This is a genomic window from Acinetobacter beijerinckii CIP 110307, assembly GCF_000369005.1.
Lineage (GTDB): Bacteria > Pseudomonadota > Gammaproteobacteria > Pseudomonadales > Moraxellaceae > Acinetobacter > Acinetobacter beijerinckii.
Map to the genome: position 1 here is coordinate 347,030 of NZ_KB849765.1, position 26,959 is coordinate 373,988.

Sequence of the window (26,959 nt, forward strand, 5' to 3'; positions counted from 1 at the left end):
GCGGGAGAGAAGAGGTCTCTTACACCGCTGGGAATAGAGGCTAAAGCGCATATCTCCCGTTTAACTTTCCCCTTAGAACACATGTTCCAAGGAGCCTATTATTCAACTTAAACAAAGTTTAAGTAGCAACTCGAAGCTAAGCTTCTCGTTTGTTACAAGAATAAAAGCAGTGCTATATTGAATAGCACGTCCAAGTCATACTTGGATTTACCTTTATCCTTGCGAATTTTTTAACCATTTTATTTGCTGCTTGGTCAATTCCACTTTTTCTACCAACTCTGGTCGGCGATCTAAAGTACGTTGATAACGCTGCAAAAAACGCCATTTTTCTATATTGGCATGATGTCCTGATTTAAGTACCTCAGGCACATCCAACCCTTCAAAATGGTCAGGTTTTGTATATTGTGGACAATCTAACAAACCATCCACAAAAGAATCTTGTATCGCGGATTGCTCATCAGACATGACATTTGGCAATCGACGAATAATACTATCAAGCAACACCATCGCAGGAAGTTCACCACCTGATAAAACGTAATCCCCTATTGACCATTCTTGATCAACATAATGCTGGATTAAACGCTCATCCACCCCCTCATAACGTCCACACAATACAACCAAACCATCATATTCAACGAATTGTTGTACCGCCTGTTCACTTAGGGTTTTGCCTTGCGGTGACATATACACCACTGGCACATGAACACAGCCTGCTTGCGAAGCAAGTTGTTTAGCATGGCTAATTGCTTTCGCCAAAGGCTCAGCCATCATCACCATACCTGGACCACCACCAAATGGACGCTCATCCACTCGTTTGTAGTTGCCCTCAGCAAAATCTCGTGGGTTTATGCAAGTTAATTGCACGATGTCACGTTTCGCTGCACGTCCGCTAATCCCGTATGCTGTAATCGCTTCGAACATCTCAGGAAATAATGTGATGACTGCAAAAAACACCGCAGACTCCTCTCATTTCCTGCTGCGCTACTTCCCCTCGAAAGGATTAGTAATCTACGCCCCAATTGACGTAAATGCGACCAGCTTCAAGATCAACACGTTGTACCACATCTTTATGCCAAGGAATCATTCGCTCTTCAGCATCAACACTGTCAGCAGTCGCTTTGACGACCATGACATCATTGGCACCTGTTTCAAACAATTCAAAGATTTGACCTAGATTAACTTCTTGCTCATCATCATTAAGACCTAACACAGTTAAGCCTTTCAGATCAGACCAGTAATACTCGTCTACATCTGCTTTGGGAAGTTGAGATTTAGCAATCCAAATATTAGCGCCAACCAAGTTTTCCGCTCCAGTGCGATCATTCACATCTTTCAGCGCAACAACCAAGCCTTTGCCATGTGGCTTCCAACGTTTTACATCTATTGTTTGCCAACCTGCCTTAGTCTCAATGTACCAAGGTAGGTAGTCAAACATATTGCTCATAGGTTCAGTATTAGAATAAACCCAGAGCCACCCATTCAATCCATAAGCTGAACGTAACTGTCCAATCTGAATCCGATCTTCGGGAACATTCTGTATTGATGTCATGGGTTATCTACTACCCTTAAGCAGTAGCTGCAGCTTTTTTAGCTTGAGCAGCTAAAGAAGCAACACGTTCAGAAGGTTGAGCACCTTGAGCAACCCAGTGAGCAAAACGTTCAGCATCTAAGCGAACTTTTTCAGCTTTACCTTGTGCAGTTGGGTTAAAGAAACCAATACGCTCGATGAAACGACCATCACGTGCATTACGGCTATCAGTAACGATGATTTGATAGAATGGACGTTTTTTTGCACCACCGCGCGCTAAACGAATAACAACCATGAGAACAACCTTATAGTTTTTACGGATTATCCCTGCACCGACCATCGGCAGCATTTCAAACCCCTTTAATAGAGGGCGACATTCTACGTTATTTTTAGCTTGAAAGAAAGATTAAATTTAGATTTATCCACAGCTTTGAATTTGCTTTTGAAATATTACTTTTACCAATCCTCTGAATGAGAACCGCAACTTGAATTAGTAATACTTGCCGCTGTTTTGGTCTTACATTTTTTACCTGTGCTAGTGAACAATAGAGAATCATTTCTAGGATTTTGACTAACTGCTTTGAGTGACCATGTTTGAGAAGCGACATTTAATGATAAGGTGAATTTTTGGCTTCCATTGGTTGCATTTAAAGGTAAAAGCAGCATGGTATCGGTCGCATTTAGAACAGCATAATATGCGCCTTGGTTTGTTGCTGTTCCTTTTAAAACAAAACCATCATAACTAAAATTACGTGATCGATGCTTCTCTAACAAAGCACCAATTTTCAACATCTCTTGCTGGGCAGTTGATAAATCTGCTCGACGAATATAAGCATCATAACTGGGGATTGCAATCGCAGCGAGAATCGCCACAATCATGACCACAACCATCAGTTCAATTAAGGTAAATCCTGAGACACGATTAAATCGAGCAACGCACGATCGTGTCGCAAGACGAGAAGTTATGCTTCGAGTGCGAAGATTAAAAATATAAGACGGAGAGCTATGCTCGTAGTGGCAGGAATGAAATCCTTGCGAAGCAATTCTTCTCACACTCAATCTTGCCCCAAGACGAGAAACTATGCTTCGAGTAGCAGGATAAAGTCGGGTAGCACTCGACTCTACCATCTTAGCGTGATGGGATAAGTTATCTCCCATCACATATTCATATTTCAGTTGCTGAATTTTATTTTTATTCATTATTTTCATACCATGTTAATGGCACGAGTTGACGGCGCATTTTATTTATAGGTAACTCACCCACGTCATTAGTCGCCCAGTTACGAATTAAGCCACGTGACTGTAGTTTTGAATTTGGGTCAGTTATACCCGCTCCAATATTAATCGGGACGATACCTTTTCCAGCAACAAAACTATTTACTTGTCCTGACTGTAACTGTTGCTCACATATCCCAAAGGGTAAGCAATAACGGTGTATTTTGGTTTCACCTCTAACTTGGACTGGGCAGGTTGGCTGCTGACCTGGATTATAAACACTGACATAAAGATTTTTATTTACAACTGCCATCTCATCTAAAATTTTCTTACCTTGTGCTGCATCAGGATCTTTACCCACACTTGCATTCGGATTAAATGAAATGACCCAACCATTTGGCATGAGTGACTTCACTTGATCAATAGTCTTATTTCTAACTTCATCAGCAGTGAATATGCCACGTAACGCATTACTAGAACTGAGATCAATATCTTTAGTGAGCGGTGTAAATGTTGAGCTATATAGATCTGTACGGGTCACGTCACGATCAAATAAGTTATATATTTCCCCTGAACGTTCATCGCTCACAGGTAGACTTCGGTTACCTGAAGCAATACTCAAAACAGCTAAAGGCTCTTCGTAACCATAAATACTAAAACTTGGTGCATCATAGAATCTTGGACTACTTCCATCTGCCTTGTGTAAATTAAGTAATCGTGTTGTATACTGAGCAAAACTTCCTGAACTAGCATTCATGTCTGGATTCAAATCAATACGCCAGACCTGCCCACCTAAATCACCGAAATAAAGATGATCCATCAAACCATCACCATTCCGATCAAGTACATTAATTCTACTCACCACACTGTATTGCATCGTTGCAACTTTTAAAGCATGTTCTTTATTGCCATCGTTTTTTGTTGTTGCATTCGCACTTGTCCACCAAAGTAAGTCACCATTATCTGCATCAAACATATAGATGCCTGCACCTTTGGATAAACTTGGATTATAGTCTTTGCTCTCATATCCAAGATCATATCCACCACCTACGAACATGACGTGTTTCCGTTGACCTTTCCAATTTACGTATGCAATTGTTGGCTTAGACCAACTTTGCCCCATGAAACTTAATGGACTATTTGCAACAGCTTGATCAGGATTAATGTGGAATTTTAATTTTGGTGAGTCTAAATCAGCAAGATCTAAGGCATAGTAACCACGGCCTCCCATTCGCAAGCCACCATAAAGTACTTGCTTGCCCTTAATCCTGTTATTTGAAGAACCTATTTGCCCTACAGTTGCAACGATTTTCCCATCGTTCATCCCATAAACGTATTCTGTATATGCAGTCCAAGCGCCATCGACACCATAGGGCATATTACGATAACTTCCTTGACGTTGATTGGTGAATGCTTTTCTTTGTTCCGCATTTTCAAGCATTTCATTGGGTACAAAAGCGAATTTTTCCTTACCATCATCAGCATCTACGACATGCAATAAGCCTTGAGTAGAACCAAAAATAATATAGTCATCTCGATCTATAACACCATTATTATTAAATTTTGCGTATTGGGTAATTTTCACAGGTGTTGAGTGCAATGGCATTCCTAACTGCCATAATGGCTCGCTTCCCTTAAGATCCTTTGCTTCAATATTTTCGGGTTCAACTTTGTAACCTATTAGGTTAATCAAATACCCTCCCAAATTATCTTTTAATGTGCTATTTGATTGACATCTTAGACTATTAACATCGGCTAAATAATCAAACCTAATTTCTTTTAAAGCATCATTTTCTACAAATCTATAAATATTATTTTCTTTTTTACAATCTCGATTAATCCATAATTTTCGAGTTGAATCTTTATCTTTTTCTCTTAATTTTTTTAATTGATCAGCGACTCCTCCCTGCAAAACTTCAGAACCGTCTTCCTTTTCCTCCTTATTACTGTTCCACTGATCTTTAAAATCTATACTGCCTTTAAGTCTAATAACTTGCTCACCATTCGACTTTCCTTCTGTTAAAACAGAATATTTTTTTAAATTGCCAAACCAATTCTGCTGATTGGATGGCAAGAACATGCTGTTATACACATTATTGTCTAATTCATATGGCGTTAATGGATCAGAAGGTATAGTAGCAACACCTAAAAATGAATTTGTTTTTTCTTCAAGAAGCTGTTGACTAAAATCTAAGATACTTTGGGAAATACTTCCATGGCTTGCTTCCGTATACCAACCACCTTTTCCTTCATTACCCCAATTTACTAAATTTTCTATGTCAGATTCATTTACCGGTGATGTAGGTAAAAGGATATCCACTAGATTTAAAAGTGGTTTTAAATCGACAACTATACTAACCACACTTAGTGCCGTTTTTAACAATCCTTTAACGGTATTAAGCAATGTATTAACGATGCTGCCGTCAATACCCACACCAACAACTTTATCATCCTCTAATCGTACATAATTAAACTCTTTACCTACTCCAGCTACAGCTGTTTTTATTTCTACGTTTGTTTTATAGCTAGAGTTTTTATCTAATAACGCTTTCGAATAATTTGCAATACAGGACCATGTCGCAGTACTTGTTCCTTTCATTGACCAAGATGCTGGTGAATTATTGCAAAAGTCTGAAATATTGTTTGTAGAATTTTTACCAAGTGATTTTTGCATTACTCGCTGTACTCCAAGAATATCACTTGAACCGAGCTTTGGAATATTTCCAGTCAAGACAAAAATACCTTGCCCAAGACATTGAGTTTTATCACCACTATTGATTTGTCTACGAATATTTTCAGGATTAACATAGTTATCACCATAAATAGACACACTATTTCCCCGATAATTAAATCCAGAATATATCGAATCACCAAAATTGTAATAACGAACAATCTTATTTAGACCCAACAACCCTGTACTAATCTCCTCATATCTAGAGTAACTAGGCAAGTTATAACGTTTATTTTGAGGCGTACATAAGAATCCATTGCATGGCTCTTTTTCATATTGCGAGCAATTATTATCCGCACTTCGAATTAAACATTTATATGCATAGTTTGTATTTATCGGAGACTCAAATTCTGAAAGTTTTTCGCCAGTTCCCTTTGTATTGTATCCTAGTAGATAAGCACCTGTTTCTGCATAAGCAGTTGCAGTCGGCGTTTCTACATTACTTAATAATGACAAGACGGCTGCTGGCAATCCAGCGATAAGATCTAAAACATTCGTTAATAATCCTACAATATTTAACCCGTCTAAAAGACTATTCAAAACTCCGATTACACTATCTAAAATATTTCCCAAAGGATCATCACTTGGGAATAAATCATTGATTGCGGTCTGTAATGCTTCTTTTTGACCAGAATCACTTAATGCTTTTGCTGGTACAATGATCATTCCTGCTTGATCATTAATCCCTGAACTATTTTTAGCTGGAAAAACAGATAATCCTATTACAACATTTTCAGACAATGCTTCAATATTTTTACTGGAATTGCCATTAATTACATCTTGAACTGCTATTTTGATACGAGATAAACGACTGTAACAACGATAGCCCTCACCTAAACTAATATTTACTTTTAATCGCCCGCTATCAGGTTTAGGTTCACTAGATGGTAAATCTGAAAATGATGAACAACTCGCCCTCATATAATCCAATGAACTTTTCAAACCTAATAAGCTGTTCTTTCCAGAGCCAGTAACGGAATCGACTGTACCAAGTAAATCTAAAACCGATTTAGGAAAAATCACATCACAATATACTTCGCCACCTGCCTGTGGAGTTAAGCGAACATCCACAGCAGGTAAAGCACCAACCACTCCAAAAATTTTACTACTAATGCAAAGTGGATAATCTCTTAGTAAATCCAAAGCGGGTGAACCCATGGTTTGAGATGTATCAACCATCAACATAATCGTTTTTTTACCAGCATCATTTCCTTGTCGATAAATCTCAATGTCACTTGCATGTATAACAGAGGAGGCTATAGAGCATCCTGAAAAAATGAGACCTGAAAAAAATTTCAATCTTGCGTATTTTTTAGCCACTGAAAAACCAAAATTTTTAATTATTAATTCTTGTTTCAATTTAATTTTTTTGTTATTCATTTGATTGATCTCCCTTATGAACCTGATGGTTCAAAGTCAGATAAGAAGCGATATTCTGCTACCTGTGTACTGAATAAAATATTTTTATCTTTGAGGCATTGAGTCAGAGAAATTTGCCCTTTCTCTAAAGCGTTTGCAGGTGGATCTATACTTTTATTTAAACACCCGATCTTGATATCAAATAAATCATTATTAGGATTTGAAAGTAATCCTTTCATAACTGATGTTACGTACACTTTTAAAAGTATGTTGTTTTCAGTTTTTGCAGTAATTACATCTGTCCCTCTAGCGAATTCTGAGAAAGGCGTTGCTTGAGAGACAGCTCGTTTAACATGGACTTGCGTAATGACCTGAGAACGTCCAGCAGAAATATCATTTGCATGGCATGCGCCACCATTCGTTGCCATAAGTTGAATTTGCATTGTACTATCTTGCCAGTACAGCCAACTCGCATTGGACAAATCAAATGGAGAGTTATCTTTAAAACAAAAGATAAGTTCTTTATTCCAGTTATCATTATTTTTAAAGAATCCAACTATTCCATTTGCTGCTGCAATTCTCTGAGTTGTTTCAGGTCTTTGAAAAGCTATCAATGCAGCATCCGAGTTCTTTAAAAGCAATGCTTGCATCTGATTATTACTCACTAACTTTAGTGAACTCATACTTTCACGAATAGCTAGTGTTCCAACAATTGTGACAAGTAATAATATAATTAAAACCACGATAATAGTTGAACCACGTTCATATCGGATCATCTTCACAACCCTCCAGTACATGTTGTGGTCTTACTACTATCACACCCCTCAGCGACCCAACCCATAGCATTTCTGAGTGAAACTGTCTGCTCAACAACTTGACGTAATCGCGCATCCTGATATGCAGCATTCAATTTCAATTTCATACCTAACATTTGAAACTCATCTTTATTCTTATTTCTTATAGACATGTGGTTACCAGCATTATCTTGCGACTGAACTAAGACACCCAATTGAATTGAATTAATATGAGGGCGAGTAATTTGAACTATTCCATTTATATTTTTCTTTTTTGCCGTTAAATTCATATAGTTTTCAACATCAACATATGCGAGGCTACTATCATTCTTATTTAGATCACCATCAATATAGCCAAGCTTTACCTTGAAAAAATCAACATTAGGTAAAATGATTTGGCTTTTTTTCCAATTTAACTTTAGTGCTGCATCAGTTTCTTTAAGAGCATTGAGTTGTTGTTGAGTATATTGTGCTGCCTGACATCTTAAAGACTGCCTTAAATCAGTTAAACTCGGACCAACATAATAACGTTGTATAACAAACGTATCTTTTGTTAAATGGATACCAGAGCAGTCAAAACTATTGTGAGGTGCTCTATAACGGATTATTAACTGATCATTACTATGTGCAGCAACATGTGCTGTGCCAAAAGTGGATAGTTTGTTATCTTTAAAACAATCATTACAATTTAAATTTATTTTTTTGCCCACGTTTAGATCAGTGAGTAAAATTCCAGCATAAGAAATTTGATCATTGACTGCAGGCAGTGGAGAGCTGAGATTAGCCTTACGAATATCGTCAATTATAAAATTCAAACCAAAGCTTGCATTATTCTGAATATTTGCCATTGCTTTTTGTAATTTATAACTTGTAATTCCTGTAATAAAGAGTTGAATTCCAGCCGCTACGATTATCAGTCCAAGAACTATCGAAATCATAAGTTCTACTAATGTATAACCCTGTTGATTTTGTTTTAATTTTTGAAAGCTTTTTTTCATTTTAATACGCCTCCAAAAATAAACAGTGTGAACCTTGAACGTATACTCCATCTTTAATGCAGTTTTCTAAGCCTCTCTCACCACTTAATGAGGTTTCCTCCCACGCTACATAAATACATTGCCGAGTATTTCCAACAGGACATTTATCAATAGATAAATTCATTCCATGACGTTGCGCATGAAGAGCTACATTTTGTAAATCTTGATTAGCAGTATTTTTAGGATTTGCTGGCGAATTATCTTTGGATATCGTAGATAAAGTTACACTCCCAACGGCATAATGACCATCTATTAAAGCTTGTGGGTTAGCCCTCATTCTTTCTGCTAAATCTTGAGCAATAGTGAGTGCCAAAACTTGATTATTTGCTTCTAAGCTCGCATCAACCGCTCTTAATTGCAATATTGAGAAACCCAACACGCCAATTGCCAATAGAAACAATCCAACTAAAACCTCTACTAGCCCAGTCCCTCTATGATTTGAAATATTCATAAACAGGCTCCTTCATTTATCACTGTATCCCCTGTAATACCAACGTTGATACAATAAGAAAGAGCTTGTCTAGATAGAATAAAATTTACAGAAGTAGCGATACTGCCGTTACTACGAAACTGAATACTCTTTGCGGAAAGAGTTTCTGCAGTTACTTCATGATCCAAATTAACTTTAAATATTCGATCTTGATCCGTTTCATTTATTGATACAGCCGTTGAACAATCACGTATTGAAAGAACATCTAAACATACACCTGTAGTTTTACGTATTAGTACAGCTCTACTTCTTGCTTGAGAAATTTGTATAACTAGTTCGTTTACTGAGGACTCTAACTTTTTACGGTTATACATAACAGAAAATGAAGGCATTGTAATAACAGCTATAATTGCTATAACTAGAATAGTTACCATCAACTCAATCAGAGTAAATCCATCAATATTGATATGCTGCATATAGACCTCCATATGCACATTAATTATTGTTATATTTATTTTCTTTTTACTAGTTCTCACTTTCTTATTAAAATAAGAAAAAATCCATACCATATAGATAAATGGTCTTTTTTTTCAGACAATGTGCTTATTATTTATTTTACTTAAATAGATATTTAAAAATTATTTAATATTTTATTTATTTCACACTAAAAATTAAATACACCAACACTAAATAAAGTTTAAATTAATTATTTTAATAACAGATTTTAGTTAACATGAAGTTCAAATTTTAAAATCCGAACTTCATATCATATAAATAATTACTATAATTTAAATTAATAGCCATCCCAATTCGAAGCTGTTGATAGAGAGCATGCTGTAGCACCCTTAGCCCAGAACTTCTGACCCTGATCATTTAAACAGATCACTCCATTAGACGCTTGTGTTGTACCAGTTTTTGGTGTTGCTATGAGCAACCAAGTTCTGACTTTTGCACTAGCATTTGTAAGCAAAACGCCATCCACATCAGTTAAAGTAATATCGTACAAAGGATCTGTTCTTGGAATTGTTGCTGCACCATAAATGTTAATAACTGTTCTTCCAGCATAATTATTATTTGCCATTTTATAATTAGCCATAGTGCGAGCAATTTGCATCATTTCTGCTTGAGCATCAGTACGTTGAACTCGCACCTTGTATGACGTATAAGATGGGTAAGCAATAGCTGCCAATATTCCTACAATGCCAACAACAATCATGAGTTCAATTAAAGTAAAACCTTTATTCTTTATTACCACGACTCTTCTCCAACACCGCACTCCCAGCGTTTATTCGTTGTATTAAACTTAATATTTACCTTTGTTTTATTTTTGCACTCAAGTCCTTCACTGGTCATTAACAAATCATAATTTCTGACATTATTTGTTTTTGCAACCATAACCCAACTACGCGCCCGAATTACTGCTGGCACTGTAGCATCCGTCAAAAGTCTTGTAGAACCATCACCATCATATATTGTAATTGTATATTTAATTGCTGAACCTACGGCACCTCTTGGTAAAGTGACATAATCCATAGGTCCAACAACATTATAAATAAAATTAGGATCAAAACCTCTATAGGTAAAATTCTTAGCCTTATGACGTTCTAACTGCTCAGCAATTTTCTGCATTTCCTGTTGAACAGTCGATACATCAGCACGTCTCACATATTCTTGATAACTTGGAATAGCTATAGCTGTAAAAATTGCGACTATGACTAGGACAACCATTAATTCAATTAAAGTAAACCCGGTCGAGCCACCTCTTGTTCTACTTAAACTATAAGTAGAACAAGTGAGACAAGTGGATATTTTATTTATTTTATCCATTTTTCATACCAACGAGTTGGGTTAATAATTGATTTGCAACTCCATTTACCTGGACCTTCTGCTAAAGCTTTATTTTGGCAGTTTCCACCACCATCTACAGGAACCAATGCTACGCCACGAATACCAGCACCAATAGGATTAGCATTACATTCCGATACACCTGCAGGGCAGCCCGTGGTAGTTGTTTGAAAACCAGTGTACTGCTCCTTACCTCCAGATCCACTATCAGCAGTTCCATCCTGTTTTAAATATACACCAAATGGAATGCTATATAATTGTCGATCTGTTTCCCCAACAACCCTTGGTAAACAAGGATTTTGTGGTGCAATACCTGTTCCTTGTGGGTCATATACAGGAACTATCAGATTACCAGTAATTGCTATTGGCTCTTCAAATGCTTTCATACCACCAGCAACACGGAATCCAGTTGTTGATGTCTCTGTACCATCGCTTTTACTTGATAAAGAACGATACCATCCATCCTTAGGTGAAGCACCAAAAAATACATTTGGAATATTTCCAGTCAATTTTTGTGGATCTTTTTGGAAGTTCGCCAAAGTTTTATCTTTAGACACCAATGTTGGAGTACCTGTAATCAAATTAGACTTAATAAAGTCTCGATCAATCACACCATAAACATTATTAACCAAACGATCTGATAAAGCATTTGCAGGTAGCATACCATCACGACCAATTATTGGATAAACATCTAATGGAGTACTACGATTTCCTGATGCTAAACCGACCAATATGAAAGTGGTAGCATCGTGGTCATGAATAGTTACTGTCGGCGCCTCATAAAAACGAGGATTTTTACCCAGACCTAATGCAGTTCCTGATGTATTAGTTGCTAAATTAGCCAATCGAACCACTCGCTTACCAAAGTTTGCAGCAGTCGTTCCTATCGTATTATTAAGATCAGCACGAAAAACTTGTCCACCCAAATCACCAAAATATAAATGATCCGTCAAACCATCTCCATCACGATCTATAGCACTAATACGGCTGACAACACTATGCTTCATATCTGCATTAATCGTTTTTGCATTTGATGCACTACTTGCTGACCAAATAAGCGCACCAGTTTTGGCATCAATGACATAAACTGCATTACCTTTTGCAGATGAAACATTATCACAAGACGCATCAGGATACTCTGTCGGCACCTGTACGCCATTTACTGTTGTATAAGAAAAGACTTTACCAAATTCAAAACTTGGATTTTCATAACATTGGTCATAGCCCCCACCCACAATCATTACACGGGTGATTTTATTGTTATAACGCACGTTAGTCAGTACGGGCTTGGACCAAGATTGCCCCATACGATTAAAGTCAGTTTGATCTGGGCCCACTCTAAATAAGAATTTAGGAGCTAGAGGATCTAATAAATCTAAACCATAGTAGCTACTTCCCCCCATTCGCAAACCACCGTAAACATTCATTTGACGTGCTTTGACCGCGCTACTTTCCGTTGGTGAGCTTCCTTTTTGAGTTTTATAGGCTGGATCTGCAACCCAAGCACCATCTAAGCCATGCACTGGAGCATTACTGTCATCTTGCCCCTTAACTAATGCTTTAGAAGCGACATTATTTTTTAATAATTCCGCAGGCACGAACACCATCTGCTCTACACCTGTTTCATTATTTACCACATGCAAACCACCATCCATCGTTCCATATAATACAGATTGATCACGGACATTCGTTAATTTCCCTGATGAATCTAAAGTACCTGAATACGTTAATTGGATTGGGAAAGAATGGATACTCCCCCCCATCGCTAAATTAGGTGTGATTGGCGTGGATAAAGACGCCGGTAAAGCTGTAGCCGCCTCATCTAAAGGCACAGCAAAACCAAGATAATTAAGAAGTTTTTGTTTAATTACTAATGGAAAGTCTTTTAATGTAGTTTGTGTAGTAAATTTACCTAAAACATAGGATGCCACACCAGTATTAGGCGTTGGTCCCTCAGGGATTCTTAACAAACTAGCCCCATTAGCGGCACCTGTTAAAGTTGATCCGCCAGTAGAAGAAACATCAGTAAATAGCTTCCGTAAAGCATCTGGAGTTGCAGTTAAAGCATACTCTTTAGGTTTTTTTGTTAAGTCTTGATTTTGTCCTAAGATTGGCATTGGAACTCTAGAATAAGCTCCACCTAAAGTAATAATTCCACCATCATCATAACTGGTATTTTTATATACACTTGCACTATTCCATAGGTCTTTGGTATTGGTATTGAATGCACCATTTTTATCATAGACCAAAGTAGTCCCATTAGCTGAAGTAAACTTACCCTCGTTCGTTCCAGTTAATGCTACTTTATATTTTTTCAGATTTCCTGTCCAAACCGCTTTATTACTTTGTGGATTTGGTTCAAGTCCACGTAAATAACCATAAGGCTGTAAACCAGAAGGATTCAAATCATCAAGTGGAACAGAGATTGCACCTGTAGTCAGAGGCTCTAAAGGAGCAGCACCTAAGTTATTGATAAATGCAATTACACTATCGGTAACACCCTGTGCTGTTTTTGTTGTAAAGAACCCGCCGTTTCCAAAACCAGGACTATTTACAGCATAAGTGCCTTGACCTGGGGAGCAAGAATCATTACCAGCACGATCACTTTGAGTACGAGAACTTAATTTACAAGCTTGTTGTACATGAGTTGCCGTTAAACTATTAAAATCACTACCAAAACCAACAAAAGCAGTTTGAATTGAAACACCAGCAGGATTCGTAGCTTTATCGAATAATTTCTTTGCGAGCTCACCCATACAATTCCACGAAGCAGCATCACCAGTACTCAAACCGCCACTACTTGGACAAGTAAAACTAGCACCATCCAACGCTGCAGACATAATGGATTTAGACCGCGCATTTGTTGAATTATTGGCTTCACCATCTGATAAGATATAAACCCCTTGCCCATCACAACTCACTCGATCAGCGACAGATGGTAAGGGTGAAATATATTTTAGACCATCTTTAGAATCAGCAACGGATTTATCAAATCCACTATCGGCATTTGGACCAAGTTGCATTTCTAAAGTATATGAATATAAAACGCCAGAAACGGTTTCTGTACCATCTCCATAGAAATCTGATGGCTCTGTACTACCTAAATTCTGCCAATAGGATGAACTCGTACTAGTTCGATAACTATTAGAACCAGAGCCACAATACTGTACACCATTATTAAAATCTGTTGTCCGCCAACTAATACATTTATAATAGTTTATAGTAGTTTCTGTTCTATAAGTGGCTGAGATATAGGACCCACTAAAATTACTCCGCTGATAGCATCTATTACTATTTTGATTGCTATAAGTTCTAAGATAAGGATATGAAGGGTTATCACATTGATCTCTATAAGTATCTGTAGTAGTAATTTTTTTATATAAATCCTTTTGTATTTCTGCTTCACTTCGAGTGGAAGTTCCCATCAAATAAGCCGCGGCTTCAGCATAAGCATGTGCTGTTGGTGTTCCCCCTGATGCTGTTAAACCGCTTACTGCATTTTTTAAAGCGGTACGTTGCGCTGAGCCTACTGCACCTAATTTCTCTGCTTTAACTAGAATACGGCTAGACTTTCCATCACCGCCAACAGAATAGTGTCCCAAACCAACACGAACATCATCTAATATGGGATTATTACTATTGAGGAAAGCATTCATCCCTGTTTTTAAACTCGCTAAGCGATCCTCACCATAATTGTTTTGGCTAGGACTCATTGATCCTGATGTATCTAGCATCATAACAATCGTTTTTTTTCCAGCCGTTGGCACTGCATATATCTGTAAATCACTCGCTTGCACCACAGATGAGGCAACCAACATAGTTCCTACAAATGCCCACATAAAGGAAACGCCATGCTGAATATGGTGAGCATGATTCTTTGAAGTTAACCTGTTTTTGAATTTTTTCATTATCATTCTCCCCTATTCTTATGATGTTGGTGCTGCAATTTCTACATCTTGGCGACGTAAAATGATTTCTTGTACCTGAACATTAACTGGAATGCCATAACCCGTTAAACAGTCCGCGACTGTCTTTTTACCTGTAGTTCCAGCGACATCTTGATCCAGAGCATCATTAATATAACCAACAGCAGTAGCATCACCTATGCAATCTCGTTGAACATCTGCCAAACTAGCACTTGAATAATTAGGTAAAATGGAAGTTGTTGTTACCCTTACTCGAGAACTTTCCCCTTTACTGTTTTGTACAATTGAACCTGCACTTTGGTCTCCTCCTCGCTCCAAATATGCTCCTGGGGCAAGATTTTCAGCATCTGTAGGAATTCTAACCGCAACTTGAGTTACCACAGCTTCACGTGCACTACCAAAATCTTGCTGTAAATTACAGAAACCACTTCTATTCGTTAATGTTGAATCAATAGTGGCTTTCGTATCTTTAGGATCATTTCTCTGAGGTGGGATCAAAACAGTTGCATCCAATGCTGCTGCTACTTGCTGCTCGGAAGTCGGTTTATAACAAAATACAAACTCCTTGCCTGGTGCGTTTCGTTGCTCCATAATTGCAGCACCGATTACTACATCGGCTGCTTTTAGAACATCATAACTCGACAGATTCAGAAATTGATTTGTGGGCGTATCACCAGTTTGCAGTAGTAACTGTCCAATTTGGCTATTTGTAGCAATATTTAGTGAGGTAATTGCTGTACGAACAGCAATGATTCCGATCACAGTTATTAACAGCAATAAAATCAAAACAACAATTAAAGTCGCACCACGTTGCTGATGACGGATTTTTTGTATTTTCATCATATTCTTTCTCCCAAGCCATTTCGAATAGCAACTGTAGTGCTATAGACACGACGTGCGAATCTATTATCTTTATCTGTCAACTCAACACTTTGATTTAAAATATCAATTTTCTTGGTTAAATCGATTGAATTATTTTTTGTATTGTCTGTTGATCTAACTAAAACAGCCAATTTAACTGAAACAATTCGAGGCGGCACTGTTGCTGGAACAGCAGCACGGGCTGTAGCTGCAAGTGTTCTATATTGATTAATTGTATAATAGGCAAGATTACCATTCTCAGCCCGCACCCCGAGTTGAACAGCAAAGTGATCGACTCTTGGCATAATTAATTCACCAGCATCACCAAAACCAGAAATTATTGTTGGTGGCAACACTGGCGTCACTCCAGCGGCAGTTGGTGAATTAGCGTCACAAGCCAGTCCATAATTGGTTCCCGAAGTCGCTGTTGCAGGATCTCTACGTACAAAATAACGTTGAATAACGTAATCACCCTCTTGTACATTCTCACCCTGACAATTGACCATAGCATTAGGTGCAACAAACTGAATTGTTAATTGATCACTTGAAACATCAACATTCGAAAAACCGCGCCATTCATTATTGACTGTGCTTACAGTTTCACCAGTTCCTGTACTGTGGCTAAGTAGGCCATTTGAAATATAAGGGGCTGCTGTTGGAATTGGCAAATTAACATTACTTGTCACCGTGGCTGATCGAGCAGTTAGAACAATTCCGCCCCAAGGAGTTTGTTCATTTAATGCAGGATTATTAATGTTGGAATAATTGGCAAGTCGAATATCTCTTGCCAAATAATCTAGACCAAAAACTCCACTGTTTTGAAGTTCAGCATTTGCTTCTTGCATACGTGAAGTCAACAAACCTCCCGTAAAGAGCTGAATTGCTGCTGCGGTAATAAGCAAGCCAAGCGCCAAGGCCACCATTAATTCAATCAGCGTGAAACCTTTTTGTTGTCTTCTTTTTGTTGAAATTTGATGTAGGGCTTTCATTAATAAGCCTCCATCATTAAACATTTTGAACCACTCACGTATACACCATTAGTACGCATGCATGCACTAACATCTGCTGCTGTGTTTGTTGCGGTTAGAGTCGTATCGCCCCAGGCAGCAAATAGGCATTGCCTAGGAATAGGGGCAGAAGAGACTCCAGGACAATTATCGATTGTTATATTCATACCAATATCAAAGGCAGTTTTAGCTGCAATAAAAGCATCGTATGTAGCCATTTGCGCTGGTGTACAATTTACAGTTGGGTTAAAGCAAATTTTAGAAGGTGTATTCGGTGCAGAAGTAATATTTGTATAATTTCTTACCGCCGCTGGGTAACTACTTTGAGCAGTCGAATTAGCTCGCATATTTTCTGTAAGACCACGTAAAATCATAATTCCTTGAGAACGCATCAGTGCTTCGCTCGAAGCATCAACCGCTCTTAATTGTAAAATTGTATAACCCAACACCCCAACTGCAAGTAGCAATAAAGCAACTAGGACTTCAATAAGTCCTACACCTTTTTGGTGTTTATAAGTATTCATTAACAAGTCCCCGACGTTTTCTGAATATTCCCTAACCGTGTTACTTGTACGGTTCTTTGCTCACCAGACTTACAGAAAATAAATGTTTGTGTTGCAGTTACACTACCTATTTCATTAAATAACACCGCGTTTGAACTCGTAGACTCAACTGTAATTCTTGGATCAATCTGGACGGAAATAACTCGACTTTTTAAAATTTCATCTTTTTGAGCAGTTGTTAAATTGGGTAAAGGGGGTGATCCACTAGTTGCTGTATATTCAGGTATAGTCGCACTTGCACATTCATCTTTAGTAAAATCATTATCTGTATTAGTTTTATTTAGACACAATGCTACAGTCGTTTTCATCATAGCTGCTTGTGATTTTGCTTGATTAATCGCAATAGCTAATTCGCGTGTTGACGAGTTTAGCTTTTGTGTTGTCATCATATTCCCAAAAGCTGGTACAGCCATCATTGCAATAACTGCAAATATAGCTATCGTTACCATTAACTCAACTAAGGTGAATCCTCGACTTTTCCCCATCGCTTAACACCTAAAAATTTTTTACTTATATTAATATTAAACCGATATTGTACAGAACCAATACAAAGCAGATAAGAAACATAAAAAAACGGATGGAGCGCAATCCATCCGTTTCTATTTCACATTTTTCTAATAAAATTAGGCTTGTATCACCTGTATTCTGAGCTCTTTAGGTAAGCTGAAAGTGATGTTTTCTTCTGTTCCTTGCAACTCTTTAGGTGGTGTTGCCCCCCAGTCTTGCAAGCGTTGAATTACTTGTTTTATTAAAATTTCGGGTGCGGATGCTCCAGCAGTTACACCTATTTTAGCATCAGTATTAAACCATTCTTTTTCAAGCTGATCTGCATTATCAACCAAATAAGCCGATTTACCCATACGTTCTGCTAACTCACGCAAACGATTTGAATTTGACGAGTTTGGTGAACCAACCACCAAAACCACATCACATTGCTCCGCTAAATCACGTACCGCATCTTGGCGGTTCTGAGTCGCATAGCAAATATCATCTTTACGTGGACCTTGAATCATTGGAAATTTAGCTCTCAACGCATCAATGACTTTAGCCGTATCATCAATTGAAAGTGTTGTTTGAGTGACAAAAGCTACTTTTTCAGGATGTTTCACCATTAAAGCATCGACATCTTGTTCATCTTCAACCAGATAAATCTCACCACCTCTAGACTTATCATATTGCCCCATCGTCCCTTCAACTTCAGGATGGCCTTCATGACCAATTAAAATTGCTTCAGTGCCTTCACGCGCATATTTGGTGACTTCAATATGAACTTTAGTTACTAATGGACAAGTTGCATCAAAGACTTTTAAACCACGTCGTTCAGCCTCTTGTTGTACTGCTTTTGACACACCATGAGCACTAAAAATGACAATTGAATCATCAGGAACTTGATCTAATTCATCGACAAATACCGCACCTCGCTGACGTAGATCATCAACCACAAACTTATTATGTACGACTTCATGGCGAACATATATGGGTGGATTAAAACATTCTAATGCTCGATTGACGATCGCTATAGCACGGTCAACACCAGCACAAAAACCTCGTGGATTGGCCAACACGATTTCCATAACATCCTCTCTCATGATCTGAATATTTATACCAAGCTATTTCGTTTGGCGGCACGCTACACTACAATAGCCAAGATATTTTATCATATCAGGAAAAATATCATGTCGGGTCTATTGTTTGTCGTTTCTGCGGCATCAGGAACAGGCAAAACATCTTTAGTCAAAGCCCTACTCGATCGCGTCAGCAACTTACATGTTTCTGTTTCTCATACCACTCGTGGACAACGCCCCGGTGAACTTGATGGTGTGCACTATCATTTTACCAGTAAAGAATCTTTTCTATCTCAAGTTGAACAGGGTGGTTTTATTGAATACGCTGAAGTATTTGGTAATTACTATGGAACTTCTCAAGCAAAAGTTAAAGAACAATTACAGCAAGGTCATGATGTTTTATTAGAAATTGACTGGCAAGGAGCTGATCAAGTCCGCAGACTTTTTCCTGAATCAAAACAAATATTTATCCTACCACCAACACAGTATGATTTAAGACAGCGTCTTTCTAATCGTGGTACTGACTCTGTTGAAGTGATTGAACATCGTTTGAGCTGTGCTGTTGAGGACATGCGTCATTTTGCAAACTTTGATTACATTATTATCAATGATGATTTCAATAAAGCCGTGCATGAGTTAGAAGCAATCATTACCGCTAATCGTTTAGCTACTCTACAACAAAGCGCTCGTCATCAGCAGTTAATTGAAAAGTTAATTACTCTACATCGCGAATAACTTGAGTCTTATAGAAAAGCCTTTTATACTATTTAGTCTTTCAAATGTGATGTTCAAACGAGACAACTTATGGCACGTGTAACCGTTGAAGATTGTTTAGACCATGTAGATAACCGTTTTGAGTTAGTACTGGTGGCGAGTAAACGTGCACGTCAATTGGCACGTCAAGGTATGGAACCAACTGTAGAATGGGACAACGATAAACCAACCGTTGTTTCTTTACGCGAAATTGCAGCGGGTCATGTCACTAAAGAAATTTTGAAACAACGTGATCAAGATTATCAAACATCAAATCTTGATATGGTGTTATCAACTAATTCATTAAATTTAGAAGGTTTTACTTTTTAAGTAAAATTTGCTTTGCTTAGAAGCCCATTGTGAAGACACTGGGCTTTTTTGTTTAATGAAAATTCTGTCATATATTGGTAAAAACAATATGTTTCATTGAAAAAATTTAAGAGTTTTTATAACGAACAAATTGACAAGTTTATCAATATGCTTTTCATTAGAAGCTAAGCTTATTCATTATTGAATTCATGTTAAAAAAGGTGTTTTTTATGCCAGGCGAAGAGGTCAGCCAAGCCAAGCAACAACTCAAAGTCATCATTGAAGCCTATCTAAAAGATAGTGCCGTTCAACGAGTTCTTGCTGCCTGTGATTTTGCTGATTTAGCACATAGCGGTATCACACGTAAAAGTGGTGAGCCCTACGTTCTTCACCCTATCGCAGTGAGTTGTATCTTAGCGCACATGCGTTTAGATGCTGACACGCTTATGGCAGCGTTATTACATGATGTAATTGAAGACACTGAATTTACCAAAGATGAAATTGGGCAAAAATTTGGTATTGTTGTCGCCGAACTTGTTGACGGCGTAACCAAGCTCAGCCATTCAAGTGATAAAGAATATAACAAGGCTGCATCTTTTAGAAAAATCTTACAAGCAACCTTACAAGATCCTCGTGTCATTATTATTAAACTCGCTGATCGCTATCATAATATGACCACCTTAGGCGCATTACGTCCTGATAAGCGCGCACGTATTGCCCAAGAAACCTTTGATATTTTCGTACCAATGGCACGTTTGGTCGGCATGAATGAGATGGCGGATAATTTAGAACATCTCTGTTATCAAAATCTTGATTTAGATATGTTTAATGATGTGCAAACCGCATTGCTAGAAACAAAACCTAAACGCTGTGAATATCAAGCAGTTTGGGAGCAAAAACTTTCTGATTTATTGAAAGCATATGATTTGAAAGGCCGTATTAAGAAGAAAAATAATAATATTGAATTACTACGTCATTTCGTAAAAAGTGAAATTGATTTAAATGAACTCAGTCATAGCCATGCCTTTGAAATTATTTTAAATAGTATTGCAGACTGTGATCGTCTCGTTGAAGCATTAAAAGATAATTTCCAAGTTTTACAATATAACGATTATATTCGCCGCCCATTACCGGGTGGTAATCAATCTTTAATGATTAAGCTCAAAGGTGAGAAAACAACATTATCACTCACTATTCAAACCGAGCTGATGCGTAAAGCTGCACGATTTGGCGTGGTGCTTGGAGAAAATGCGCCTCAAGCCTGTCGTTCTGCAATTCAAGCTTCTATGCAGAACTTGAATACCCTGATTGATGGTGAATGTGCAAAAACCACTTTTAGCGATTTGCTTGATTATTTACATCAGGAAAAAATTTGGGTCTACACCCCTCACGGACAACTACATGAATTGCCACAAGGTGCAACTGTTGTAGATTTTGCCTATTCTGCCAGCTTGTTTTTAGGTAACCATGCTGTTGGTGCAAAAGTTGATGGCGAAATTCGTCCACTATCAACACCTTTACACAGTGGGCAGGTGATTGAAATTATCACCGATGTTCTTGCTACTCCAAATCCTGATTGGTTAAGCTTTATTAATACTCAAAAAGCTCGTCGCGCCTTACAAAATATGCTACGCGAACAAGATATTGATGAACAACGCTTAGTGGGACAACAAGCATTAAATCGCGCACTTAAACTTTTCAATCGTTCGATAGATGATTTATCTCCAATTGATTGGATGAATGTGTTGCAATGGCGACATTTGAGTAGCAAAGATACGTTATTTGAACAAATTGCGGTTGGAGATTTACTCCCACAATTGGTTGCGAATCATTTGTTTGCGCAAGATTATCATACCCAGCATCATGAGACTTCAGATCGTTTAATCATCGGCACAGATGGTGTAGATGTAAAATACGCGCATTGCTGTAATCCAGTTTTAGGTGATCCGATCCAAGGTCATTTATCACGTCGTGGTTTGATTGTACATCGCTCTAAATGCCGCAACCTTTTGCACGAACAACATTTACACCCAGAAAATATTATGCCGTTACACTGGCAATCAGAAGAAATTGACGATGTTCGCTTCAGTGCCTATTTATGTATTCATATGACAATGGATGATGAACAAATTTCTGAGTTAATTTATCAATGTCGTAAAGCGAAAACTGGCGTAGAAATGGTTCATTCGCAAGACCAAAAAACCTATGTCAATATAGTGGTGAGTAATCGTAATCAAATTGCCCAAATTATCCGTGATTTACGTATGCACTTTGGTTTCCCTAGAATTGAGCGTTTGAATATGCCAATTGTTCAACCTGAAATTGCCAAAGTTGGTTAAAAGAAAGTATTTGTATTTCTTATCAATTCTAAATAAAAAATAAAATCCTAGAATATTATTCAACAATGGCGACTAACCAGTATTCGGTCATTCAGTAATTATACTTTTGTGTTAAAGTCACATTGTTTAAGATAGAAACAACGACATAGGAGAGCTTAATGTCACGTCAAGTTATTCATACTGAACACGCCCCTGCCGCTATCGGAACATATTCTCAAGCAATTCTTGTTGGCAATACGCTCTATCTTTCTGGTCAAATTGGTTTAGATCCTTATAGTATGGAACTTGTAGACGGCATCGAAGCACAAATTCGACGTGTATTTGATAACTTGAAAGCGGTATGTACTGCCGCTGGCGGAAGTTTGGCTGATATTGCGAAACTGAATATTTTCCTAACAGATTTATCGCACTTTCAATTAGTGAATCAAATTATGGGGGAATATTTTGCTCAGCCTTATCCTGCACGCGCGGCATTGGGTGTAGCAAGTCTCCCTAAAAATGCATTGGTTGAAATGGATGGCATTGTTATTATTTCTTAAATAATATTTATATTTTTCAATTAGATAAAAAAATTAGAAAAGACTGCCGATCAGGCGGTCTTTTTTTATTCAAATTCTCAATAAGAATTTATTCGTTAATAGAATGAAATTCATTGACAAACGATAATAATTATCAATAATATCAATTATCGCATTAGTATTTGTGGATCACTCCCATGTATGTTTGTTTATGTCGTGGAATCACCGATCAAGATATCAAAGACGCCGTTGCTAATGGCGCAGAAAGCTATCGTGAAATTCGTGATTTGCTTGACCTAGGCACTTGCTGTGGACGTTGTGCTCCAGAAGCTCGCGCAATTATCAGCGATGAACTGGCTGAAATTGCCGCACGTATTTCTATTGCTGCATAATTGATTTCTTTCAAAGTTTAATCAATTATTTACGACTCCACCGCTTCTTGCAGAACAATAAACCGTCCTGATTTAAGCGGTTTTTTTATATAAATCATAATCATATTAGGATGTTTTTGATTGTGATTTTCATTTGCCGTTCTATAAATTACTCGCCAGATCACTATTTGTTTATTACTATAATAAAAATTGCCTTAGTTTTAGGGCATCGTTTGGTGTTATGGAGTAAGCGCAATGAAAGGTAATCGCGAAGTTATTAATCAATTAAATCAAGTGCTTTACCACCACTTAACTGCTATCAATCAGTACTTTTTACATTCTCGCATGTTTAATGACTGGGGAATTGAACAACTTGGCTCTGCTGAATACAAAGAATCTATTCGCCAAATGAAACATGCCGATAAAATTATTGAACGTGTTTTATTCTTAGAAGGTCTACCCAATTTACAACATTTAGGTAAGCTCTATATCGGTCAACATACTGAAGAAGTTTTAACTTGTGATATTCGCAAAGTTAAAGAGAATATTGAAACACTCAAGCAAGCTGTTGAATTATCAGAAGCTGAACAAGATTATGTGACGCGCGATCTAGTTCAGGAAATTCTAGAAAAAGAAGAAGAGTACTGGGATTGGCTCGATACTCAACTTGATTTGATTGGAAATGTTGGTATTGAAAACTATATTCAAAGCCAAATCTAACTTAGACATTCTTATTTAGATTGAATCTCAAAAAATAAAAGCCCTGATTAGGGCTTTTATTTTACTTACTTTTATTATTCAGCTCGATAATCTCAGCCAAACTCAGCTTCTGCTTATATAATCGATTTAATACAACCAATTGCTGCTCAGCAGCATTAATTTTTTGATTGTATACCAACAATTGAGCATACTTTTTCAGGTTATAAGGTGTAGCCTTATTCTTGACCATTTCACCTAAAAGCTCTAAATCAGTCTCAGAGAACTTCGTTTTTGGATTCAAAGCAATCCAATCTAAACGTTGCTGAAATTGTGTCAGCAATAAAATTTTCGAACTACCCAAAATCTCTTCTGAAGGCGTTTTTCCCTTGAAGACTAAACGACTATTTTCCTGAAAAAGCTTATAGTCTCTCCAAACTAATAATAAAACCACTATTGAAACTAACCAAAGACAACGAGTGACATTCTTATTGACGTTTATTGCCTTTAAATTTGGCGTTTGCGCCTGAATGAGACCTAATAAAAAACCCATAGGTAAAAGAAAATAGGCGTAGCGTTGAGGAAACTCTAGCATCGCATGAATAAGGATAGTGCAAACCATCAGAATCGCGATAATAGAGGTTATATCTTTAGCCTGCTTATTTAACCAGAAAAACCATAATGCGATATAAGCAATGAATAAGGTCGCAAGAGGAATACCATTCCAAACTAATAAATCCAAAAAGACATTATGAGCGCTATTAAACCAAACTTGAACCGTATTGAAATGAATACTCTCAACTACTGCTATGCTGGTTTGATTCCATCCATAACCAAACCAAGGACGCTCAGCGATTGCATGGAGAATTTGTATCCACATTCCAATTCGCTCATGCCCAGAGCCAGCACGCTCAACAATAGAAGCTGTATGGGAAATCTCTGAGCCAGCACTATATGACATCAACTCAGCAATGAGAGGTAATAAATAACCTGCCAATATAAAATATGCTAGTGACCACATGAGCAATTTTGGAAAATTAAATCTTGGTTGCAACTTATATTGTTTATAAATCCAATAGAAAAAAATAAAAATACAAACAATCCAAGCTGTTCTTGATTGTGTTAAACATACTGCAAAAAGTACCAATACACTTGATGGAATGAGCATCCATAGCGAGGCTTTATGCTTTTCATATAGATACAACGCGCCCAACAATCCCATAATTAGGAAAGTTGAAAGATTATTGGGCTGTCCGAAATTGGCATAAGGTCTACTGCCTTTTAAAGCCATTACCCATCCAAAATGTGACTCCCAATTTAACCACTGTATCACCGCAAACAAACCACTTATGAAAGCCACACATAAAACCGTATAGCTCAATCCCGTCATAATTCGTTCACGTTTTTCATTATTAGAAGCAACGTTATATCCGCTTATGATCATTAACCAAAAAACTAAAAGATATGAAAAGCTAAGAAACGCAACACTAAAATCAGTGATTAATCCAAAACTGAACTGAATCAATGGAATGAGTAGAAAAGGAATCAGCCAAATCTGAGGTCTTGCAAGCTTTATATTTTGATTCAGAAATAATCCTAGTATTGCTAGCGCAGCAGCAAAGCTCGATAGCTCACTCGAAAAAGTCACCCACGGATAGGTATGAAACGGTGATAGCCAAGCAAAACTGATAAAAATAATGGCGAAGAAAAAGCATAATGCTTGCATATTTGCGAATTAAAAAAAGAGCTTGGTTGTATTATACAACGAAGCTCTTTTAAACAAATTTGTTCTTTAACAGAAGTAAACTATTTCCAAGGACGCAAGTCTACAATTTTAACAACCTCACCTTTTTCCTTATTGACGAGGACAGTCATGTCTACTGCATTAGCTTTGAGTGGGACATAACCTGTGGCTTGAGGGTATATAGACAAAGTAGACTTGACTAAGGATTTATCGTTATATTTATACAACTCTTTAAGATGAATAGCTTTCTGTTGTAATCGATTGGTTTGATTCGATAAAGGCGAATACAAATTAGGCCGCTGAGCAATATCTATACCAGAAAAAACAGACTCAAAGGTTATTTTATTATTTTCTTCAACATTTTTTGGCGCACTCGCTGAAACCCATTGAGGATAAAACCAAGATGGATTTTGATACTGTTGCTGTGCTTTTGCAATATTTCGATTATCTATTTCATTGACTCGAACATTATCAAAACGATCAACATTAAATACCAACCATACGGGGCGTCCTTGAGAGATAGTCCATAAACCGTAACTAAGTGCAGACACTTGCAAGATAACAATAATTGTTAAATCGAAAACTAATGTTTTTTTACCTTCTTTATATACTAGCAGCGTTAACAAGGGCCCTAGAATCACATCTATCGCCAACATCATTAAGAATATATGGGTAACACCTACAGCCTTTGCTAAAGGTGCTGGGTACCAAATAAAAAAAACAAGAGCGATAACTAGTAATGCAATACCTATTGAAATCAATCCGTGAATTAAAAATGCTTTTATACGCGAAGACATAATTATTCTTAATACTCCATTTCTTAAACCACAATATTCTATTCATTAAAGCATATAGCGACAATTACTCGGAATATACTTATATGCATTAATTGAACGCACCCCACACCCCCAAACAATAGGCTGACCAGGCACAACTGCAGCACTTGGTCGAGCTGATCCACTGACACTTCCAGAGCCTGGAGTAAGTACGATATTTGAACTTAGATTGGTGTTTATGACACCATTGTATTGAATTTCTATGCTTCCTTCATCCATAACTGGTGTAGCTAGATTTGCAATTCCAGAAATACTTATACTTGCGACATTTTCAGTTGGGGTAAACTGATAAGAGTACGAACCAGCTAGATTAGGACCAGTGCCACTGTATGAAACTATATTACCACTGATCATATAACCTAATGTCTCTACTACTGCTAGTTTTGCTTCGCTAGCAAGCACCAAACCTTCCGAAACTTTCGTTCTAACCGTGTAGTTTTGATAAGCAGGAATAGCAATAGCTGCAAGAATACCAATTATTGCAACTACTAGCATTAACTCAATCAAGGTAAATCCTTTTATATTTTTCATT

General features: G+C 37.4%; 26 protein-coding genes. 6 read left to right on the top strand and 20 right to left on the bottom strand.

Translation table 11 applies throughout. From position 1 onward, the window contains the following. Window positions 1-213: 213 nt before the first annotated feature. The 17 genes from trmD to ispH all read right to left on the bottom strand — a co-directional run bounded on the left by trmD (window position 214) and on the right by ispH (window position 18,870). A complete protein-coding gene (gene trmD / locus F933_RS07245; RefSeq protein WP_005059871.1) occupies window positions 214-954 on the bottom strand; it encodes a tRNA (guanosine(37)-N1)-methyltransferase TrmD in 741 nt (246 codons plus the stop codon). Between the two features lie 46 nt (window positions 955-1,000). Then, window positions 1,001-1,549, bottom strand: coding sequence for a ribosome maturation factor RimM (gene rimM, locus F933_RS07250; RefSeq protein WP_005052147.1), 549 nt, complete (start codon window positions 1,547-1,549; stop codon window positions 1,001-1,003). Window positions 1,550-1,565: 16 nt separating this feature from the next. Beyond that, on the bottom strand, window positions 1,566-1,823 hold the full coding sequence (gene rpsP / locus F933_RS07255; protein ID WP_034710927.1) for a 30S ribosomal protein S16: 258 nt from the start codon (window positions 1,821-1,823) through the stop codon (window positions 1,566-1,568). A gap of 161 nt (window positions 1,824-1,984) precedes the next feature. Further along, window positions 1,985-2,419, bottom strand: a complete 435-nt coding sequence (locus tag F933_RS07260) for a type IV pilin protein (protein WP_252322632.1) — start codon at window positions 2,417-2,419, stop codon at window positions 1,985-1,987. A 301-nt stretch (window positions 2,420-2,720) separates the two neighbouring features. After that, window positions 2,721-6,854 (bottom strand): pilus assembly protein, encoded by a 4,134-nt coding sequence (locus F933_RS07265; protein WP_005059877.1) that lies wholly within the window; start codon window positions 6,852-6,854, stop codon window positions 2,721-2,723. 14 nt (window positions 6,855-6,868) lie between these two features. Beyond that, on the bottom strand, window positions 6,869-7,609 hold the full coding sequence (locus F933_RS07270) for a hypothetical protein (RefSeq protein WP_005059878.1): 741 nt from the start codon (window positions 7,607-7,609) through the stop codon (window positions 6,869-6,871). 2 nt (window positions 7,610-7,611) lie between these two features. Next, window positions 7,612-8,625, bottom strand: coding sequence for a prepilin-type N-terminal cleavage/methylation domain-containing protein (locus tag F933_RS07275; RefSeq protein ID WP_005059879.1), 1,014 nt, complete (start codon window positions 8,623-8,625; stop codon window positions 7,612-7,614). Between the two features lies 1 nt (window position 8,626). Continuing rightward, complete coding sequence (pilV, locus tag F933_RS07280) at window positions 8,627-9,115, bottom strand: type IV pilus modification protein PilV (RefSeq protein ID WP_005059880.1); 489 nt, start codon at window positions 9,113-9,115, stop codon at window positions 8,627-8,629. Further along, on the bottom strand, window positions 9,112-9,570 hold the full coding sequence (locus F933_RS07285; protein WP_005059881.1) for a GspH/FimT family pseudopilin: 459 nt from the start codon (window positions 9,568-9,570) through the stop codon (window positions 9,112-9,114). Before F933_RS07285 ends, pilV (F933_RS07280) begins: the two co-directional genes overlap by 4 nt. Window positions 9,571-9,887: 317 nt before the next feature. Then, window positions 9,888-10,310, bottom strand: a complete 423-nt coding sequence (locus F933_RS07290) for a type IV pilin protein (RefSeq protein ID WP_252322631.1) — start codon at window positions 10,308-10,310, stop codon at window positions 9,888-9,890. A 32-nt stretch (window positions 10,311-10,342) separates the two neighbouring features. Beyond that, complete coding sequence (locus F933_RS07295; RefSeq protein ID WP_005059884.1) at window positions 10,343-10,921, bottom strand: type IV pilin protein; 579 nt, start codon at window positions 10,919-10,921, stop codon at window positions 10,343-10,345. Further along, window positions 10,909-14,847, bottom strand: coding sequence for a PilC/PilY family type IV pilus protein (locus F933_RS07300; RefSeq protein WP_005059885.1), 3,939 nt, complete (start codon window positions 14,845-14,847; stop codon window positions 10,909-10,911). Before F933_RS07300 ends, F933_RS07295 begins: the two co-directional genes overlap by 13 nt. Window positions 14,848-14,865: 18 nt before the next feature. Beyond that, window positions 14,866-15,708 (bottom strand): PilX N-terminal domain-containing pilus assembly protein, encoded by an 843-nt coding sequence (locus F933_RS07305; protein ID WP_005059886.1) that lies wholly within the window; start codon window positions 15,706-15,708, stop codon window positions 14,866-14,868. Next, on the bottom strand, window positions 15,705-16,715 hold the full coding sequence (locus F933_RS07310; RefSeq protein ID WP_005059888.1) for a PilW family protein: 1,011 nt from the start codon (window positions 16,713-16,715) through the stop codon (window positions 15,705-15,707). Before F933_RS07310 ends, F933_RS07305 begins: the two co-directional genes overlap by 4 nt. Continuing rightward, a complete protein-coding gene (gene pilV, locus F933_RS07315) occupies window positions 16,715-17,257 on the bottom strand; it encodes a type IV pilus modification protein PilV (protein WP_005059890.1) in 543 nt (180 codons plus the stop codon). Before pilV (F933_RS07315) ends, F933_RS07310 begins: the two co-directional genes overlap by 1 nt. After that, on the bottom strand, window positions 17,257-17,781 hold the full coding sequence (locus tag F933_RS07320) for a pilus assembly FimT family protein (RefSeq protein ID WP_005052176.1): 525 nt from the start codon (window positions 17,779-17,781) through the stop codon (window positions 17,257-17,259). The genes pilV (F933_RS07315) and F933_RS07320 overlap by 1 nt, the downstream gene beginning before the upstream one ends. 138 nt (window positions 17,782-17,919) lie before the next feature. After that, on the bottom strand, window positions 17,920-18,870 hold the full coding sequence (gene ispH, locus F933_RS07325; RefSeq protein ID WP_005059891.1) for a 4-hydroxy-3-methylbut-2-enyl diphosphate reductase: 951 nt from the start codon (window positions 18,868-18,870) through the stop codon (window positions 17,920-17,922). A 102-nt stretch (window positions 18,871-18,972) separates the two neighbouring features. On the opposite strand from ispH, the gene gmk reads away from it, so the two are divergent. The 6 genes from gmk (at window position 18,973) to bfr (ending at window position 23,871) form a co-directional block, all read left to right on the top strand. After that, window positions 18,973-19,596, top strand: a complete 624-nt coding sequence (gmk, locus tag F933_RS07330) for a guanylate kinase (protein WP_005059895.1) — start codon at window positions 18,973-18,975, stop codon at window positions 19,594-19,596. A 69-nt stretch (window positions 19,597-19,665) separates the two neighbouring features. After that, a complete protein-coding gene (gene rpoZ, locus F933_RS07335) occupies window positions 19,666-19,944 on the top strand; it encodes a DNA-directed RNA polymerase subunit omega (protein ID WP_005052184.1) in 279 nt (92 codons plus the stop codon). A gap of 209 nt (window positions 19,945-20,153) precedes the next feature. Continuing rightward, a complete protein-coding gene (locus tag F933_RS07340) occupies window positions 20,154-22,262 on the top strand; it encodes a RelA/SpoT family protein (RefSeq protein ID WP_005059899.1) in 2,109 nt (702 codons plus the stop codon). Window positions 22,263-22,420: 158 nt separating this feature from the next. Further along, window positions 22,421-22,801 carry a RidA family protein gene (locus F933_RS07345; RefSeq protein WP_005059901.1) on the top strand — a complete coding sequence of 127 codons (381 nt, stop codon included), beginning with the start codon at window positions 22,421-22,423 and terminating at the stop codon, window positions 22,799-22,801. A gap of 176 nt (window positions 22,802-22,977) precedes the next feature. Beyond that, window positions 22,978-23,172, top strand: coding sequence for a bacterioferritin-associated ferredoxin (locus F933_RS07350; protein ID WP_004776027.1), 195 nt, complete (start codon window positions 22,978-22,980; stop codon window positions 23,170-23,172). 234 nt (window positions 23,173-23,406) lie between these two features. Continuing rightward, window positions 23,407-23,871, top strand: a complete 465-nt coding sequence (gene bfr / locus F933_RS07355) for a heteropolymeric bacterioferritin subunit Bfr (protein WP_005059904.1) — start codon at window positions 23,407-23,409, stop codon at window positions 23,869-23,871. Window positions 23,872-23,932: 61 nt separating this feature from the next. On the opposite strand, the gene F933_RS07360 is transcribed toward bfr, so the two are convergent. The 3 genes from F933_RS07360 to F933_RS07370 form a co-directional block, all read right to left on the bottom strand. Beyond that, the gene (locus F933_RS07360) at window positions 23,933-25,573 is read right to left on the bottom strand and encodes an O-antigen ligase family protein (protein WP_005059910.1); all 1,641 of its coding nucleotides are present in this window, start codon (window positions 25,571-25,573) and stop codon (window positions 23,933-23,935) included. Window positions 25,574-25,653: 80 nt separating this feature from the next. Then, window positions 25,654-26,388, bottom strand: coding sequence for a TfpX/TfpZ family type IV pilin accessory protein (gene tfpZ, locus F933_RS07365; RefSeq protein ID WP_005059912.1), 735 nt, complete (start codon window positions 26,386-26,388; stop codon window positions 25,654-25,656). A 45-nt stretch (window positions 26,389-26,433) separates the two neighbouring features. Continuing rightward, window positions 26,434-26,958, bottom strand: a complete 525-nt coding sequence (locus tag F933_RS07370; protein ID WP_005059914.1) for a pilin — start codon at window positions 26,956-26,958, stop codon at window positions 26,434-26,436. Between the last annotated feature and the right edge of the window lies 1 nt (window position 26,959).

What these genes read in the sequence shown, in the direction of transcription:
- ispH (WP_005059891.1), bottom strand. Translation starts at nt 18,870, where the DNA reads ATGGAAATCGTGTTGGCCAATCCACGAGGTTTTTGTGCTGGTGTTGAC.
- pilV (WP_005059890.1), bottom strand. Translation starts at nt 17,257, where the DNA reads ATGAATACTTATAAACACCAAAAAGGTGTAGGACTTATTGAAGTCCTA.
- bfr (WP_005059904.1), top strand. Translation starts at nt 23,407, where the DNA reads ATGAAAGGTAATCGCGAAGTTATTAATCAATTAAATCAAGTGCTTTAC.
- F933_RS07275 (WP_005059879.1), bottom strand. Translation starts at nt 8,625, where the DNA reads ATGAAAAAAAGCTTTCAAAAATTAAAACAAAATCAACAGGGTTATACA.
- pilV (WP_005059880.1), bottom strand. Translation starts at nt 9,115, where the DNA reads ATGAATATTTCAAATCATAGAGGGACTGGGCTAGTAGAGGTTTTAGTT.
- F933_RS07295 (WP_005059884.1), bottom strand. Translation starts at nt 10,921, where the DNA reads ATGGATAAAATAAATAAAATATCCACTTGTCTCACTTGTTCTACTTAT.
- F933_RS07285 (WP_005059881.1), bottom strand. Translation starts at nt 9,570, where the DNA reads ATGCAGCATATCAATATTGATGGATTTACTCTGATTGAGTTGATGGTA.
- F933_RS07260 (WP_252322632.1), bottom strand. Translation starts at nt 2,419, where the DNA reads ATGGTTGTGGTCATGATTGTGGCGATTCTCGCTGCGATTGCAATCCCC.
- F933_RS07340 (WP_005059899.1), top strand. Translation starts at nt 20,154, where the DNA reads ATGCCAGGCGAAGAGGTCAGCCAAGCCAAGCAACAACTCAAAGTCATC.
- F933_RS07265 (WP_005059877.1), bottom strand. Translation starts at nt 6,854, where the DNA reads ATGAATAACAAAAAAATTAAATTGAAACAAGAATTAATAATTAAAAAT.
- gmk (WP_005059895.1), top strand. Translation starts at nt 18,973, where the DNA reads ATGTCGGGTCTATTGTTTGTCGTTTCTGCGGCATCAGGAACAGGCAAA.
- F933_RS07270 (WP_005059878.1), bottom strand. Translation starts at nt 7,609, where the DNA reads ATGATCCGATATGAACGTGGTTCAACTATTATCGTGGTTTTAATTATA.
- tfpZ (WP_005059912.1), bottom strand. Translation starts at nt 26,388, where the DNA reads ATGTCTTCGCGTATAAAAGCATTTTTAATTCACGGATTGATTTCAATA.
- F933_RS07360 (WP_005059910.1), bottom strand. Translation starts at nt 25,573, where the DNA reads ATGCAAGCATTATGCTTTTTCTTCGCCATTATTTTTATCAGTTTTGCT.
- F933_RS07370 (WP_005059914.1), bottom strand. Translation starts at nt 26,958, where the DNA reads ATGAAAAATATAAAAGGATTTACCTTGATTGAGTTAATGCTAGTAGTT.
- rimM (WP_005052147.1), bottom strand. Translation starts at nt 1,549, where the DNA reads ATGACATCAATACAGAATGTTCCCGAAGATCGGATTCAGATTGGACAG.
- F933_RS07290 (WP_252322631.1), bottom strand. Translation starts at nt 10,310, where the DNA reads ATGATTGTTGTTGGCATTGTAGGAATATTGGCAGCTATTGCTTACCCA.
- F933_RS07345 (WP_005059901.1), top strand. Translation starts at nt 22,421, where the DNA reads ATGTCACGTCAAGTTATTCATACTGAACACGCCCCTGCCGCTATCGGA.
- F933_RS07305 (WP_005059886.1), bottom strand. Translation starts at nt 15,708, where the DNA reads ATGATGAAAATACAAAAAATCCGTCATCAGCAACGTGGTGCGACTTTA.
- F933_RS07350 (WP_004776027.1), top strand. Translation starts at nt 22,978, where the DNA reads ATGTATGTTTGTTTATGTCGTGGAATCACCGATCAAGATATCAAAGAC.
- F933_RS07310 (WP_005059888.1), bottom strand. Translation starts at nt 16,715, where the DNA reads ATGAAAGCCCTACATCAAATTTCAACAAAAAGAAGACAACAAAAAGGT.
- rpsP (WP_034710927.1), bottom strand. Translation starts at nt 1,823, where the DNA reads ATGGTTGTTATTCGTTTAGCGCGCGGTGGTGCAAAAAAACGTCCATTC.
- rpoZ (WP_005052184.1), top strand. Translation starts at nt 19,666, where the DNA reads ATGGCACGTGTAACCGTTGAAGATTGTTTAGACCATGTAGATAACCGT.
- F933_RS07320 (WP_005052176.1), bottom strand. Translation starts at nt 17,781, where the DNA reads ATGGGGAAAAGTCGAGGATTCACCTTAGTTGAGTTAATGGTAACGATA.
- F933_RS07300 (WP_005059885.1), bottom strand. Translation starts at nt 14,847, where the DNA reads ATGAAAAAATTCAAAAACAGGTTAACTTCAAAGAATCATGCTCACCAT.